The sequence below is a fragment of the Azospirillum terrae genome, from assembly GCF_053470425.1.
In genome coordinates, this window is record NZ_JBPXMR010000019.1 from 15,544 (window position 1) to 31,237 (window position 15,694).

Annotated in this window: 14 protein-coding genes and 1 pseudogene; 12 read left to right on the forward strand and 3 right to left on the reverse strand. The window is 68.2% G+C overall.

Features of this window, described 5'->3' with window-relative positions; all coding sequences use genetic code 11:
• Positions 1–2: 2 nt before the first annotated feature.
• Both ACSVDD_RS27435 and ACSVDD_RS27440 read right to left on the reverse strand, forming a co-directional pair.
• Complete coding sequence (locus ACSVDD_RS27435) at positions 3–851, reverse strand: SDR family oxidoreductase (RefSeq protein WP_448192606.1); 849 nt, start codon at positions 849–851, stop codon at positions 3–5.
• Between the two features lie 151 nt (positions 852–1,002).
• Positions 1,003–1,176: a hypothetical protein gene (locus ACSVDD_RS27440; RefSeq protein ID WP_448192607.1), complete on the reverse strand. Its 174-nt coding sequence runs from the start codon at positions 1,174–1,176 to the stop codon at positions 1,003–1,005.
• 280 nt (positions 1,177–1,456) lie between these two features.
• Between ACSVDD_RS27440 and ACSVDD_RS27445 the strand changes: the two genes are divergently transcribed.
• The 12 genes and pseudogenes from ACSVDD_RS27445 to ACSVDD_RS27500 all read left to right on the forward strand — a co-directional run.
• Positions 1,457–1,807 carry a hypothetical protein gene (locus ACSVDD_RS27445; protein WP_448192608.1) on the forward strand — a complete coding sequence of 117 codons (351 nt, stop codon included), beginning with the start codon at positions 1,457–1,459 and terminating at the stop codon, positions 1,805–1,807.
• A gap of 628 nt (positions 1,808–2,435) precedes the next feature.
• Positions 2,436–3,707 (forward strand): ABC transporter substrate-binding protein, encoded by a 1,272-nt coding sequence (locus tag ACSVDD_RS27450; RefSeq protein ID WP_448192609.1) that lies wholly within the window; start codon positions 2,436–2,438, stop codon positions 3,705–3,707.
• A gap of 3 nt (positions 3,708–3,710) precedes the next feature.
• Positions 3,711–5,126 (forward strand): di-heme oxidoreductase family protein, encoded by a 1,416-nt coding sequence (locus ACSVDD_RS27455; protein ID WP_448192610.1) that lies wholly within the window; start codon positions 3,711–3,713, stop codon positions 5,124–5,126.
• 32 nt (positions 5,127–5,158) lie between these two features.
• Positions 5,159–7,204, forward strand: coding sequence for a TonB-dependent receptor plug domain-containing protein (locus tag ACSVDD_RS27460; protein WP_448192611.1), 2,046 nt, complete (start codon positions 5,159–5,161; stop codon positions 7,202–7,204).
• Positions 7,205–7,596: 392 nt separating this feature from the next.
• Positions 7,597–8,061 (forward strand): TonB family protein, encoded by a 465-nt coding sequence (locus ACSVDD_RS27465; protein ID WP_448192612.1) that lies wholly within the window; start codon positions 7,597–7,599, stop codon positions 8,059–8,061.
• Positions 8,062–8,153: 92 nt separating this feature from the next.
• On the forward strand, positions 8,154–8,945 hold the full coding sequence (locus tag ACSVDD_RS27470; protein ID WP_448192613.1) for a TOBE domain-containing protein: 792 nt from the start codon (positions 8,154–8,156) through the stop codon (positions 8,943–8,945).
• Between the two features lie 298 nt (positions 8,946–9,243).
• Positions 9,244–9,753 (forward strand): TRAP transporter small permease, encoded by a 510-nt coding sequence (locus ACSVDD_RS27475; RefSeq protein ID WP_448192614.1) that lies wholly within the window; start codon positions 9,244–9,246, stop codon positions 9,751–9,753.
• Complete coding sequence (locus ACSVDD_RS27480; protein ID WP_448192615.1) at positions 9,750–11,036, forward strand: TRAP transporter large permease; 1,287 nt, start codon at positions 9,750–9,752, stop codon at positions 11,034–11,036. The genes ACSVDD_RS27475 and ACSVDD_RS27480 overlap by 4 nt, the downstream gene beginning before the upstream one ends.
• 252 nt (positions 11,037–11,288) lie before the next feature.
• Positions 11,289–12,083 (forward strand): ABC transporter ATP-binding protein, encoded by a 795-nt coding sequence (locus tag ACSVDD_RS27485; RefSeq protein WP_448192616.1) that lies wholly within the window; start codon positions 11,289–11,291, stop codon positions 12,081–12,083.
• Complete coding sequence (locus tag ACSVDD_RS27490; protein ID WP_448192617.1) at positions 12,064–12,921, forward strand: ABC transporter permease; 858 nt, start codon at positions 12,064–12,066, stop codon at positions 12,919–12,921. The genes ACSVDD_RS27485 and ACSVDD_RS27490 overlap by 20 nt, the downstream gene beginning before the upstream one ends.
• A gap of 34 nt (positions 12,922–12,955) precedes the next feature.
• Positions 12,956–13,981, forward strand: coding sequence for an ABC transporter substrate-binding protein (locus ACSVDD_RS27495; protein WP_448192618.1), 1,026 nt, complete (start codon positions 12,956–12,958; stop codon positions 13,979–13,981).
• Between the two features lie 137 nt (positions 13,982–14,118).
• A pseudogene (locus ACSVDD_RS27500) lies at positions 14,119–14,361 on the forward strand (transposase); the annotation flags it as partial.
• Between the two features lie 77 nt (positions 14,362–14,438).
• Here the strand turns inward: ACSVDD_RS27500 and ACSVDD_RS27505 are convergent.
• Entirely contained in the window at positions 14,439–15,689 is a 1,251-nt protein-coding gene (locus ACSVDD_RS27505) for a D-amino acid dehydrogenase (RefSeq protein ID WP_448192619.1), read from the reverse strand.
• Positions 15,690–15,694: the final 5 nt, after the last annotated feature.

A 15,694-nucleotide genomic window follows, 5' to 3' on the forward strand; every position in this document is an offset into this window, starting at 1 on the left:
GCTCAGCCTCCGGATTCGAAGCCGGGGTAGAGCGTCATGCCGCCGTCCACGAACAGCGTCGTGCCGGTGATGTAGTCGGCGGCGTCCGACGCCAGCCACGCCACCGCCGCCGCGATGTCCTCCGGCTCGCCGATGCGCTTGTAGGGGATGAGCTCCAGAAGCGACGCGTAGGCTTCCGGCGACTCCCAGGCCTCGCGGTTGATCGGCGTGCGGATGGCGCCGGGTGCGACGCCGACGACGCGGATGCGGTCGGCTGCCAATTCCTGCGCCAGGGTCTTCATCATCAGCATGACGCCGCCCTTCGAGGCCGCGTAGTTGACGTGCCCGGCCCAGGGGATGACCTCGTGCACCGAGCTGACGCAGACGATCTTGCCGAGCGCGCGAGAGACCCCCGGGCGCGGCCCGCGCCGCTTGAACTCGCGCACGGCGGCTCGGGCGCAGAGAAACTGGCCGGTGAGGTTCACACCGATCACCCGGTTCCACTGCTCCAGCGTCATCGCCTCGACTGGCGCGTCCTGTTGCAGGCCGGCGTTGTTGACCAGGATGTCCAGCGTGCCGAACGCGGTGATGGCGTGGGCGAACATCGCCTCGACCTCGTCCTCGCGCGACACGTCGGCCTTCACCGTGACGGCGCGCACGCCGAGGTCGCGGAATTCGGCCGCGGCGGTCTCGGCGGCGGCTTCCCCACGGCCGTAGTTGACTGCGACGTCGGCGCCGGCCTCCGCCAAGGCACGCGCTATTGCGCGTCCGATCCCGGAACTGGCCCCGGTCACCAAGGCCCGCTGACCGTACAGCGGGCGCACGTCTCCCCTTGCCGGCCCGTGCCCGGGCCGCCCGAAATCGCCTTCCATGACTGACCTCCTGTGTGAACGGTGGCGTGCGGCCCGGATGTCACAGGGCTGTTTGCGCCGTCTTTCGCATTGCGGAGCCTAAGCGGCCCGACTTGCGGTTGTGAAATGCCCGATGTCTTTGGTCTCCATAGCGGCCGGCTATGGCGTACGCTCAAGGAAGGAAGTTGACGACGGGCGCCACCGCCACGAGGACGAGGATGAGGGTCGCGGCCCGCCGCTCGGCCGAGGACCAGCGGGACCAGTCGCGCAGGAAGCTGCGCAGGCTCTGTCGCAGGCTGAGGGTATGCGTGGTGGGCGGTTCGGTGCGTGCATTGGCATCGCTCATGGCATCCTCCTTTGGATTGCCGGCCCCTGTGTGTTGCCGGTGATCCGATGCCGTTCACACTAAAGTCGGGCGGGCGGTCTTGTTAAATCGCAAGAATTCATCGCTTCGATGCCGGGCAGCTATGGTGCAGCGGTGACGTCCATGCACGACCGCTATCGTATCGATACCATCAATCAATTTCACCCCGTCACGCCACCGGGCCTATCGTCCAGCCACAAGCTCGGGAGGCCGAAGTCATCCTCCGGACGAGCAGGAGCAAGCGCAATCAAAGGAGTTCACCATGTCGTTCCGTCGTCTTGTCACTGTCGCTGCCTTTTCCTTCGCTGCCTTGGCGTCAGCCAGCAGTTTCGCGCAAACATTTGCCTCATCGTCTTCTGCGATGAGCTTCCCGGCGCAGCTTGCCGAGGCCAAGTCCACCGCCCGCACTTTCAACAGCGCGACCCTTGATCGGACGGAGCGCTTTGAGGTCGACAAGTACATCACCCAGGCGGAATCGCTGTACGGCCTTGGCTCGGAGAAGCAGGCCAAGGAGTTCCTTGACGTGGCGCGCGGCCGGCTGCGGCTGTCGATCATGCCCTGGGACATGCAGCTGGCCTCGGGCATCGGGGACCAGCTCCGCTCACTGCACTGAGCATCGGCACGCGCAAAGACCGAGGAGGCTTGCCCATTGCCGGGCGAGCCTCTTTCGGCATTTGCAGCAAGGAGATATCGCTTCAGACCGAAATGGCTGGCAGCATCAATTCTCGGTGGCTGCGCGCCCCCGCAACCACCACAACCGAACGCACCCGTTCCCAAAGGCCGGACGCTCCCGCAGCGCCGGCCTTTGGTGCGTTCGCCTCCAGACCGAGGCTCAACAACGCCAGGATGTCGTCCTCCAGCTCGAGTTCGAAGTTCCGGGCATCGCCCGCAAAGGCACGGTCTCTGGCGCCGGCCGCGCGGCGGACTCGGCGGCGAGCGCACCGTAGTCGAGCACGCGGCCGGCCGGGGCGCGGCCGTGCCGTTCCCGGAAGAGAGATGAACCTGCATGCGATTGCCTGAGTGTGTGGAGGATGACGCCTTGAGGCGCCCATGATTCCGACCCACGCCACTCACGCGCCGCCGAGCGGCGCACACCGCGGAGTCCGCTGATGGTCAGTGCCTCAAGGCGTTATGTTGTTTTGGTACATAACGCATGCATTGACAGCCTGAACGCGACCGTTATACCCATAAGTATATAACGAGTGTTGATCGACATAGCCGATCCAGCCGGTGGAGCCGAGATGAAGCTGAAAGCCTTGCTCGCGTGTGCGGTGTGTTTCCTGCCTGTGGCCGCCTCCGGCGAGGGGCTGGAATCCAGTCTGCTGATCCTGACCAGCTATCCCGACGAGCTGGTCGGGCGCTTCGAGGCGGCGTTCGAGCGAGCCCATCCCGGCACCGACGTGCAGGTGCTCTGGAAGACGGGGCGGGAGGCCATGCCGATCCTGCGCGCGCCGGACCAGGGAGGGGTGGACGTGTACTGGACACCCGCTCTGCGCAACTTCCCCCGCCTGCGCAACGACGGCCGACTGGCGCCGCTGGCCCTCGACCGCGCCGGGCTGCCGGGCCGCATCGGCGCGCAGCCGCTGTCCGACCCAAAGGGCGCCTTCGAGGCGTTCGAGGTCGCCGGCTACGCGCTGGTGGTGAACCCGCCCTACCTGGAGGCCAAAGGGCTGCCACGGCCACGGCGTTGGGCTGATCTGGCGGATCCCCGATTGGCGGGGCATGTGGTGTTCCCCGTGCCCTCCAAGGTCGGCTTCGCCCCGGCGCTGGTGGACATCATCCTCCAGGCCGAGGGCTGGGAGGCCGGCTGGGGCCTGCTGCAACGGATCGCCGCCAACGCTGAACTGGTGGAGCGCGGGCCGGGCGTCAGCGACACGGTGGCGGACGGCCGCCGCGGGGCCGGCGCCACAATCGACTTTCAGGCGCTCAATGCCCAGGCCGATGGAAAGCCGGTCGATCTGGCCTATCCGGAGCGTACCGCGTGGCTGCCGGCGCACATTGCGGTGACGGCCAGCGCTCCCCACCCCAAGGCGGCGGCGGCCTTCGTCGCCTTCGCCCTGTCGGACGAGGGACAGCGCCTGCTCTTCCACCCGGACATCCGCCGCCACCCGGTCCGCCCCTCCGCATACGCGCAGGCGCCGGCCGGGACGCGCAATCCCTTCGCCGTGGAGGGCAGCTTCGCCTATGACATGGAGAAAGGCGCACGGCGTGAGACCGCGGCGGCGGCGCTGTTCGACGCGCTGATCACCCGGCCGCAGGCGGCGTTGCGCGATCTCCTCGCCACCATCGGCGCGGCGCGGACCGCCGCTGCGCGCAAGGGGGATGCGGCGCTCGCTGCCCAGGCAGAGGAGGCGCTGGCGCTCGCCACCGCACTCCCGGTCAGCGAGGAGCAGGCCGCCGGCCTGATCGTGAACGCCGAGCTGGCGCGCGCGTGGGACGAGCGTATCGCCGCCTCCCGCGCCCGCGCCGCCGAACTGGCGCACGCCGTCCTCGCCGCCGCGAAGGAGCCCTGAGCCGTGCGCGCGCCGCTGTTCGCAACCATTCTCCTGGGTTCGATTGCGCTGGCCTCGCAGCCGCAAGGTGCGGCGCCGACCAACACGGCGCGCGCCGCCTTCGACCGGCCTCTTCTGCCGGACGGCGACGTGCAGCGAGTGCAGTTCGCCACCGGCCGCATGCTGTTCAACCATGTCTGGGCGCCGGGCGGGCCGAGCGCCGAGGCCGGTACCGGCGTCGGGCGGGCGCAGGCCGGCGGACGGGCGCTGGTGCAGAACGGCTTCGGCGGGGAGGGCGGCTTCCACGGGCTGGGGCCGACCTACAACCGGCTGTCCTGCGCCGCCTGCCACATCAAGAACGGCCGCGGCGAGCCGCCGACCGGGCCGGACGACCCGCTGCGGGCCATGCTGGTCCGCCTGTCGGTGCCTGGCGCCGACGCGCATGGCGGGCCGAAGCCGCACCCGGCCTACGGCGACCAGCTCAACGACCACGCCGTGCCCGGCGTTCCGGCGGAAGGCCGCGCCTACTTCACGTGGCGGGAGCACGCCGTACGGCTGGCCGACGGCACGCCGGTGAGCCTGCGTGCGCCGGAGCTGCGCTTCGCCAACCTCGCCTTTGGGCCGCTGGGCGAGGACGCGATGACCTCGCCGCGCGTCGGCCCGCCGGTCTTCGGCCTGGGGCTGCTGGAGGCGGTGCCGGAATCCGCCGTCCTGGCGTTGGCCCTGACGCAGCAGCGCGAGGGCGTGGTGGCTGGCCGGCCCAACCGCGTGTGGGACACCGCTACGGGGAAGCAGGCGCTCGGCCGCTTCGGGCTGAAGGCCAACACGCCCACGGTGCGCCAACAGATCGCCGCCGCCTTTCTTGGTGATCTCGGCATCACCACCAGCCTGTACCCCGTGCCGAACTGTCCGTCGGCCCAGGCCGCCTGCGCGGTCACGGACGAAGGACCGCAGCCGGAGTTGTCCGACGCGCTGCTCGACACGTTGCATCTCTACACCTTGGCTCTGATGCCGCCGGACCGGCGCGGCACCGACGATCCCGAGGTGCAGCGTGGCGAGGCCCTGTTCCATGAAGCGGGCTGCGAGCGCTGCCATGCGCCGGCGCTGACCACGGCCGAGCATCCGGTGCTGCCGGGTCTCGGCGGGCGGCGCATTGAGCCCTACACCGACCTGCTGCTGCACGACATGGGCGAGGGGCTGGCCGACGGGCGGCCGGATTTCCTCGCCTCCGGGCGGCAGTGGCGCACGGCGCCGCTGTGGGGGCTCGGCCTCGTGCCGGTGATCGCCGACGTTCCCTCTTACCTGCATGACGGCCGGGCGCGCACGCCGCTCGAAGCCATTCTCTGGCACGGCGGCGAGGCCGCCTTCGCCGCCGAGGCCGTCCGCTCCCTGACCACCGCCGACCGGGAGGCGCTGCTGGCCTTTCTCGCCTCCCTTTAGACCCTGTTCCCCGCCGCTCCCGAAGGAAACTAATGAAACGACTGCTGCTTGCCGCTGCGTCGTCGGCCGTGATGGCCGCCGCGCAGAACGCCCCCGCCTTGGCTGGAGACCCCGTCTACACGATGGGAGAGATCAACGCGACCGCCGAGGCCTCCGACGGCACGCCGGTGGGCGGCGCGGTGCTGGGCGCCGAGGACATCGCCCGCTTCAACCGCGACCGGCTCGACCGCGCGCTGGAGACCCTGCCGGGCGTCAGCCCCGCCACCACGCGCGGGCCGCGCAACGAGCGTTTCGTCAACGTGCGTGGCTTCGACCGTTTCCAGGTGCCGTTGTACCTCGACGGCGTGCAGCTCTATCTGCCGGCGGACAACCGCCTCGACCTCGGCCGCTTCCTCACCACCGACCTGTCGGAGATCCAGGTGGCGAAGGGCTACGCCTCGGTGCTGGACGGGCCGGGCGGCATGGGCGGTGCCATCAATCTGGTGACGCGCAAGCCGACCAAGCCGCTGGAAGGCGAACTGCGCGTCGGCGCCAACCTGGATTCCACCGGTGCCCGCAGCGGCTATCTGACCAGCGCCAGCGTTGGCAGCCGGCAGGAGCGCTTCTATGTCCAGGGTTCGGCCAGCCGGGTGCAGCAGGACTACTTCCGCCTGTCGGAGCAGTTCACGCCCACCGCCAACGAGAACGGCGGACGCCGCGAAGGTTCGGACAGTCGCGACTGGCGCGTCAACCTGAAGGCCGGCTTCACGCCGAACGACACGGACGAGTACTCGGTCAACTTCCTGAAGCAGTCCGGCTCCAAGGGCGCGCCGCTGCACATCACCGATCCGGCGACCAGCAACACCATCCGCTACTGGCGCTGGCCGGAGTGGAACGTCCAGAACATCTCCGTCGGGACGAAGACGGCGCTGGGCGACAAGTCCTACATCAAGGGGCGGCTGTTCCACACGACGTTCGACAACATTCTGCAATCCTATGACGACCGCACCTATAGCCGGCAGGCCACCACGCGCTCCTTCACCAGCGTGTACGACGACCGCGCCTATGGCGGCAGCGTCGAGTTGGGCACCGACCTGATCCCGCGCAACACGCTGAAGGGCACCTTCCATTACCGCCGGGACGAGCACAAGGAATACCAGTACCTCTATTCGCCGCGCTTTTTCCGCGAGCCGGTCCAGCGCAGCGTCGAGGACACCTATTCGCTGGCCATCGAAAACACCTTCCATGCCACCTCGGCCGTGGACGTGGTGGCGGGCGCCAGCTACGACTGGCGCAACCTGCACCAGGCTGAGGATTGGGACGGCACCGCCACGGGCACCTTCGTGCACTACCCCACCAAGGACATGGACGCGGTGAACGGCCAAGGTGCGGTGATCTGGCGCTACAGCGACACCGGGCGGACCCACGCCAGCGTGTCGCGCCGCACCCGCTTCCCGACGCTGTTCGAGCGCTTCAGCTCGCGCTTTGGGGGTGCGGTGTCCAACCCCGGGCTGAAGCCGGAACGGGCGACCAACTACGAGATCGGCGCGTCCGAACAGGTCTTCGGCAACACGCGCGTAGACAGCGCCGTGTTCGTCAGCGACCTGACGGACACGATCCAGTCCGTGAACACCCTGTTCCGCGGCACCGCGGTGACGCAGAGCCGCAACGTCGGCTCCGGCCTCGACCGCGGGTTCGAGCTGTCGTTCCGCACCGCGTGGTCGCCGAGCCTGGAGTTCGGCGCGCACTACACGCTGCTGGTGCGCACGCTGGATGCCCCCGGCACGACGGTGCTGAAGCCGACCGGCACGCCGACCCACAAAGTCTTCGCCTTCGCCGATTACCAGCCCGTCGAAGGTCTGCACATCGTGCCATCCGTCGAGGCGGTATCGAGCGTGTGGACCAGCAACACGGCGCAGACCTTGTACTATCGCACCGGCGCACACGCCATCGCCAACCTTAAGGTCAGCTACGAGGTGGTGAAGGGCTTCACGGCGGAGGCTGTGGTGCGCAACATCACCGACCGCAACTACCAGCTCATCGACGGCTATCCCGAGGAGGGACGGAGCTTCTTCGTGGGCGCCCGCTACCAGTTCTGAGCGACGGCATGCGCGCCGGCCGGTCTGAGTGGCGTCGGGAGAGGGAGGGGCCGTGTGCGCGGGAGGGGCGAGGGCCTTCGGCCCTCGCCCTTTCCCTTTCGATGCATGGCGGGGCGCTGGCGCTGCTCGCTGTTCTCGCTGTGGAGCAAGCGCGACCGGTGCCGCTTCCGCCGGTCGTCAGCGTCGAGATCGTGACTCTGGACGGCGCGGCGAGCGAGCCGGACACCGCACCTCATCCCTCAGCGGAGGCGCCCGCTCCCGCGACCGAGCCAGCGCCTTCCGAATCTCCGGCGCCAGCGGACCCTGTGCCGGACAAGCCCAACGACGAGCCTCCTTTGGAGGCCCCGAAGGACCCGGCGCCAACACTCGACCAGGAGGCTCCCGCACCGCCTGTGCCGCTCCGCAAGCCCAAGCCGCACCCCATTCCCGTCGCCATGCCGGTCCAGACGCCCCCACAGACCGAACGCCTTCAGGCGCCTAGGGGGGCGGCCGATCCGCCTGTTTTCCATGAGGAGGGCGGACCGGCCGCCAGCGAGGCGGTGGCACCGGCCAGCCGCAACGCTGCCGTGGGCGGCGATCCCATGATGGCGTATCTGGAACTGGTGCGCCGCCGGCTTCAGGCCCGTCTGGCGGTGCCGGCGGAAGCTCGACGCCTGCGCCTCGGCGGCACGGTGGTCGTGCGCTTCGCCGTCGCGGCCGATGGCAGCGTGGCGGAGACGTCGCTGGCGGTGGTATCGGGGAGTGGAGCGGGATTTCTGACGCAGGCGGCAAGGACCGCGGTGCTCGACAGCGCCCCGCTTCCAATGCCGCCCAAAGCGGCGATCATCGAGGTGCCGGTGGTGTTCGCCATCCGCTGACGCGGCCGCCGGTCCCCGCGCAAGCCACTCATCGCAAAGCAGCGCCAATTACGCTATGGCTTGAGCCACATAACGCTGCTTTGGGATTCCTGATGTCCATCGAAGCCCAGGTCTTTCTTGCCGGCCCCAACGCGTCGCCCATTGGGCGGGCGCGCATCCGGTTGCTGGAGGCGGTGGCGCGCGAGGGAAGCATCTCCGCCGCCGCGCGCACGGTGGGCATCACCTACAAGGTAGCGTGGGACGCCATCGACGCCATGAACAACCTGTTCGGCCGCCCGCTGATCGAGGCGCAGACCGGCGGCAAGCGCGGCGGCGGCGCCATGCTGACGCCCGACGGCGTACGCCTGGTGGAGACGTTCCACCGCCTCGACGCCGAGCTGGCCCGCGCCTTCCAGGCGCTGGAGCCGGATTTGGCCGACACCGGGCTGAACGCCGGCAACCTGATGTGGGGGTTCTTCATGCGCACCAGTGCCCGCAACACGCTTCGCGGCACCATCACCGGCGTCACCGATGGGTCTGTGAACGCCGAGGTGACGCTCGCGGTCTCCGATCAGGCGACGCTGACCTGCGTCATCACCCGCGACAGCGTTCGCACGCTGGGCCTGATCCCCGGCCGCGAGGCGATGGCGCTGATCAAGGCCAACAACGTCATTCTGGCTGCCGCTGGGGAGGCGCTGCCCACCTCGGCCCGCAACCGGTTGGAGGGCACCGTCGCCCGGCGCGAGGACGGCGCCGTCAACGCCGAGATCACGCTCGACATCGGCGGGGGCAAGACGCTGACCTCCATCATCACCCTGCGCAGCGCCGATGAACTCGGCCTCGCCGTTGGACAGCCCGCCAGCGCGCTGATCGACGCCGCGCACATCATCCTGGCGATCAACTGATAGGGTGGTGCGCCGATTCCAGTTGGTGCGCCCGTCAAGCCATCAGTGGCCGCGGCCCGGCCGCGAGGGGCAGGAGATCACGGCCTTCCGCTTCTCCCCCGACGACAAGGGCGAGACGGTGCCCGGCAGCTTGACGCCGTCTACAAGCCGCTTCGTTCGGTGAGGAAGTAACGCCATTTCCCGAAGGGACCAAGCCCCCGTCTTCCGGAGGCGGGCACCATTGCGGAGTTGAACAAAATTTCTTGTATCGGCGTATGGTGGGCGGAATCATTGCCTCCCCGCCATCAGGACGAAGCCGATGAGTGCAGAACGAGATCCCACGGTCCCAACCGCCACCGCAAAGACGCGCGTCCCCATCGGAATCGAGGAAGTGCTCGCGGCCATCGCTATGGCGGCGGTCGCCGTGATCACTTTTGCCAACGTGCTGGCCCGTTACTTCACCGACATGTCTCTGGCGTTCACCGAGGAGTACTCGATCGCCCTCATGGTGGTCCTCACGCTTCTCGGCGCCTCGGTGGCCGTGGTGAAGGACCGGCACATGCGCATCACCTTCGTCGCCGACAAGCTGCCGCCGCACCTGCGCCGCTGGGCGGAGGTGTTCGCCATGCTCTGCGTGCTGGTGATGTTCGGAATCCTGACGGTGTACGGAGCGCAGGCGACCTGGGACGATTACCGGTTCGAGGTGACGTCGCCGGCGCTCGGCGTGCCGCAGTGGATCTACACGGTGTGGCTGCCGTTGCTCTCCGTCGTCGTTGCCTTGCGCGCGCTGGGGCGCATGGTGCGCTTGATGCGCGGGGAGGCGGCATGATCACCACCCTGCTGTTCGGCGGCTTCGGGGTGATGCTGCTGCTGGGCGTGCCCATCGCCGTGGCGCTCGGCCTTGCCGGCACGGCGACCATCGCCATGGCCCACCTGGGCGTCCTGTCGGTGCCGACCAACGTCTATTCCGGCATCGCCAAGTACCCGTTGCTGACCATCCCCATGTTCGTGCTGGCGGGCACCATCTTCGACCGCTCGGGCGTCGCCCAGAAGCTGGTGCGCTTCGCCACCGCCATCATCGGGCACGGGCGCGGCTCGCTGGCGGTCATCGCCGTCGTGGTGGCCATGATGATGGGCGGCATCTCCGGCTCTGGTCCGGCCATCGCCGCGGCGGTGTGCGGGGTCATGGCGCCGAGCATGGTCCGGGCCGGCTACCCGCGCCCCTATATCGCCGGCGTCATCGCCGCGGCGGCGGCGACCGATATCCTTATTCCGCCGTCCGTCGCCCTCATCATCTACAGCGTGCTGGTGCCGCAGGCGCCGGTGACCGCCATGTTCGCCGCCGGCATCATTCCCGGCACGCTGGCGGGGCTGGCGCTGATCCTGCCCACGCTGTGGCTGGCGATCCGCCACGACCTCGGGCGCGACCACGTCAAGGAGGCGCGCCCGCCGTTCTGGGGCAGCTTCAAGGACGCCTTCCTCGGCCTGTTCGCCAAGGTGCTGATCCTCGGCGGGCTGCGCTTCGGCGCCTTCACCCCGACCGAGGCTGCGGTGGTGGCGGTGGTCTACGGCCTGTTCCTCGGCATGCTGGTCTACCGCACGGTCAAGCTGCGCGACCTCTACGACATGATGGTCGAGGCGGCGGAGATCTCCGCGATCATCCTCACCGTCATCGCGCTGGCCAGCGTCTTCGGCTGGGCCATGAGCACGCTGTCCATCATCGATCCCATCGCTAAAGGGATCGTGAACCTGGGCATCGGCGAATACGGGGTGATGGCGCTGCTGATCGTGATGCTGATCATCATCGGCACCTTCCTGGACGGAGTGTCGACGTTCATCATCCTGCTGCCGCTGCTGATTCCGATCGCGGAGACCTTTCACTGGGATCTGGTGTGGTTCGGCGTGCTGTTGACGCTGAAGATTGCCATCGGCCAGTTCACTCCGCCGATGGCGGTCAACCTGATGGTGACCTGCCGTCTGGCCGGCTGCTCGATCGAAAGCACGGTGCCGTGGGTGATGTGGCTAATCTTCACGCTGTTCCTGACGCTGGCCGCGGTGGTGGTCTGGCCGGGGCTGGCCCTCTGGCTGCCGCACCATCTCGGCTTCAACTGATCGCACCTGGCGGGCGAGGCCCGGTGGTGTCCGCACCACCGGGCCTTTGCCGTTTCTGCGGCGTGGCAGGGGGGGGCCGTAGAGCCGGTGCGGGCTGTCGACCGTTTAAGTGATCTTCAATTTAAGCGCTTAAAATTAAAATATAATGCAAACTTGACTTTGCTGGTCTAATTGTTCGATCCGATTGACAGAACGAAAACCAATATGCTCTTATCGCTATAGTAGTAGATCGTTCGGGCATGGAGAGTGGAGATGGACGATCCGTCGGTTCCATCGGTTGCTTTGAGTGGTGTATCGGTCCGGTTCGGCCGCTTCGTGGCTGTGTCGGATGCTGATCTAAATGTCGCGCCGGGTGAGTTTCTGGCCGTCGTCGGTCCCACCGGCTGTGGAAAATCGACGCTCCTCAACATCATCACCGGACTGCTGCGCCCCGCCGCTGGCGTGGTGACGATCTTCGGCAAGCCACTGACGGGACTGAACGACGACTCCGGCTACATGCTTCAGCAGGACGCTCTCCTGCCCTGGAAGACGGCGCTGGACAACGTCGGCCTGGGGCTGATCTTCCAGGGAATGCCGGTTGCCGAGGCGCGTGAGCGTGCCCTGCCGTGGCTCAGGAAGGTCGGTCTGGAAGGCTTCGAATCCCGCTATCCCCACCAGCTCTCCGGTGGACAGCGCAAGCGCGTCGCCATGGCCCAGACCCTCATCATGGGGCCGAAGATCGTGCTTATGGACGAGCCCTTCTCGGCGCTCGACGTGCACACCCGCCGCCTCATGCACCGGATCCTGCTGGATCTCTGGCAGGAGGAGCGGCGCTCGCTGATCTTCATCACCCACGACCTGGAGGAGGCGATCACGCTGGCCGACCGCGTCGTGGTGATGTCGGCCGGCCCGGGAAGCCGGGTCATTGGCGAGGTCCCCATCCCCTTGCCGCGCCCGCGGAACGTGAGCGCGCTGGCAACCACCGACGAATTCCTGCACCTGTACCGCGAAGTCTGGGGACTGCTCGGCGCCGAGGTGGAGAAGAGCTATGCAGCAGCCCGACACTAGCCCGATGGGCTTGACCACTCCCGACGCGTCCGCGGCCGACGCCGCCCCGCGGCTATCGTGGAGCAAGAAGGGAAAGGTCCGCGCCACGCAGGTCGGCATCGTTGCTGTCTTTCTTGTGTCATGGGAGATGGCCGGCCGGCTGGCGTGGATCGACCCGTTCTTTTTCCCGCTGCCTTCGGCGATCGTCGAGCGCTTGGTGGAGTGGTTCTCGACCGGCGAGATCTGGAGCGACATCGGCATCACGCTGCTGGAAACCCTGCTGTCGTTCGCCATCGGCATCGCCGCTGGCACGGCGCTCGGCATCTGGCTCGGCCTGTCCGATTTCGCCGCCGACGTTCTGCAGCCCTTCGTGAAAGTCTTCAACGCGATCCCGCGCATTCTGCTGGGGCCGATCTTCGTTCTGTGGTTCGGCCTGGGGCTGGCGTCGAAGGTGGCGTTAGGCGTAACCATCGTGCTGTTCATCGCCTTCTTCAACACGCTGCAGGGCGTGCGCGAGGTGAACCCCGTGGTGCTCGCCAACGCCCGCCTGCTCAAGGCCCGCCGGCTCGCCCTACTGCGCCACGTCTATTTGCCCTCGGCGGCGAGTTGGATCGTCTCCAGCCTGCGGGTCTCGGTGGGCATGGCGGTGATGGGCGCGGTGGTGGCCGAATATCTCGGCTCGTCCGCCGGGCTCGGACACATCATCGCCCAGGCCGAAGGCGTGATGGACGCCACCGGCGTGTTCGCCGGGCTGGTCCTGCTGTCGACCTTCGTGGTCACCCTGGACCGGCTGGTCGACAGTCTGGAATCCCGCCTGCTGGTCTGGCGCCCGGCGGCGACCGGCGAACAGGACGCCTGATCCGGGTCGCATCGTCATTCTGAAGGAGACGCCCATGCTCGGAACCTTGGGCAGCCGTTTGGCCGCTGCGATCGCCGTGCTGTCCGTGGCGCTGCCGGTGCTGGCTGCCGAGCCGGAAAAGGCCGCTGTGTCGGTCGGCGTCGGCTCGTCCATCCTCAACTACGCGCCGCTGCCGCTGGCGCAGAGCCTGGGCCATTTCAAGCAGGAGGGGCTGACCGTCACGGTGGAGAACTTCCAGGCCGGCGGCAGCAAAGCGCTGCAGGCGCTGATTGGCGGCTCGGTGGACGCGGTGGTCGGCTTCTACGACCACACGATCCAGATGCAGGCGCAGGGCAAGGACATCGTCGGCGTGTTCCTGCTGACCGGCGTGCCGGGCATCGTCTTCGACGTGCGCGCAGACCTCGCCGACAAGGTCAGGGACGGCAAGGACTTGAAGGGGTTGAAAGTCGGCATCACGACGCCTGGCTCGTCCAGCGACATGGTGCTGCGCTACTACCTGCGCCGCCACGGCCTGACTCCGCGCGACGTCAGCATCCTTGCGGTTGGCACCGGCGCGCCGGGCATGGTGGCGCTGGAGGGCAAGTCCGTGGACGCCCTCATCACCTTCGACCCCATCGCCACGGTGCTCGACCGCAAGGGCACCGCCAAACCGCTGTTCGACACGCGCAACGGGGATGGGTCCAGGGTCGCGTTCGGCGGCGCCTACCCGACGGCCTGCCTCTACGTCAGCAGGGCTTTCCTGGACAAGAACCCGGAAACCGTGCAGCGCTTGGCGAACGCCTTCCTGCGTACCCTGCGATGGCTTGCCGCGGAACCCCCGGAGCGCATCGTCGACGCCCTGCCGACCGCCTCCAAGGTGGACGACCGCACCCTCAACCTTGACATCGTCACTGCGTCGAAGCCGATGTTTTCGCAGACTGGCCTGTTCGACCCTGAAACCCTGAAGACGCCGCTGGCGGTCTTATCCGTCTACGACGAGAAGATCGGCAAGGCGCCTATTGACCTTTCCAGGACCTACACCAACCGCTTTGCCGAAGAGGCCGCCAAGAGAGTTCCGTGAGGGGCTTTGGTGCGCAACTTGGCGTGACGGCGGAATCCGCCGCGGAGCAGCGGTGATCAGGCGACCTTGCGAGTGACCGGCATCCCCAGGCCAAGCAGGCGCATGAGCGAGCGCAGCATCAGTCCCGCCTCAATGGCGATGGCCGGCGCTGCCGGCGCGAATGCCGCGAGCGCAATGTCACCCCGCGCATCGCCCGGCGGGGCATCGAGGATAGCAAGCGCTTGGGCCGGCACCGCTGGGTGGTCGAGCGCACGCTGGCCTGGATCAGCCGCTTCCGCCGCCTCACCGTCCGCTACGAACGCCGTGCCGACATCCACCAAGCCTTCTCGACCGTGGCCTGCGCAATGATCGCCTTCAAGCAGATTGAGCGGTTCTGTTAGGCGCTCTAGGCCAAAAGCAGAATGTCATCTCCTGCAGCATCAGCAAATTATGCGTCGGGTTGGCCACCGTCTGCCGTTCAGTCCAGGCGGAAGCCGTCGAGCGGGATGGCCGGGGGGCGCCCGGCCATCGTGTCGGCGACGATGCGGCCGGAGCCCATGGCCAGCGTGAAGCCCAGCGCGCCATGGCCGACGTCGAGCACGAGGTTGTCGAGAGATGTCGGCCCGAGGATCGGCGTCCCCAACGGGGTGGCCGGGCGCAGCCCGCACCAGGGCTCGGCACGGTCGTAGTCGGCGGCGTCCGGAAAGGCGGCGCGGGCGGCGCGCGTCACCAGCCCCAGCCGGCGCTCGTCGATGCCGCGGTCGAAGCCGGCGATGTCGGCGATGCCCGCGGCGCGCAGCACGCCGCCGAGCGGTGCGTAGACGATGCGGCGGGCATAGTCGGTGATGCTGACCTTGGGCGCGCCGACACCTTCGCGCAGCGGCGCCGACAGGCTGTAGCCCTTGAGCGGGTAGAGCGGCAGGTCGATGCCGGCGGTCAGCGCCAGCGCGCGGCTGTCCACCCCCAGCGCCAGGACGAAGGCGTCGGCCTCGATCAGGCCCTCGCCGGTCTCCACCCCGGCCACACGGCGGCCGTCGTGCACGAAGTGCGTGGCGGTGACGCCCAGCCGGAACCGCACGGGCGCTTCGCCGCGCTCCATCCGCCGCGCCAGCGCGATGCAGAAGCGGTGGCAGTCGCCCGCGTCCTCGCTCGGCGTGTGGACACCGCCGGTCAGCCTCGGGCGGATGGTTGCCAGCGCCGGCTCGACGGCGAGGCAATCGTCGGGGGCCAGCGCCGTCTGCTCGCAGCCCAGCCGCCTCTGGTATTCCACCTGGACCCTGGCTCCGGCGAAGCTGTCCGGCGTGGAGTAGACCACCAGCTTGCCGTTGCGCACGAAGGCGAAGTCGAGGCCGTGCCCGTCGATCACCTCGTGCATCAGGCGACGGCTGAGGAAGGACAGGGTCAGCAGCCGGGCGGTGGTCTCCCGGCTCTGCTCGGCGGTGCAGGCGCGCAGGAAACGCAGGCACCAGCGCCATTGGTGCGGGTCGAGGTCGGGACGGAAGCGCAGCGGCGAGTCCGCGTGCAGCAGCAGCTCCGGCAGGTCCTTGATGACGCTCGGGCTCGCCAGCGGGGCGACGTAGCTGTAGCTGAGCTGCCCGCCGTTGGCGAAGCTCGCCTCCTGGCACACTTGCGGATGGCGGTCGAGCACGGTGACCTCGTGCCCGTCGCGCCACAGGAAATACGCAGCCGACAGCCCGACGACGCCGGCACCCAGAACCACGATCTTCATGATGT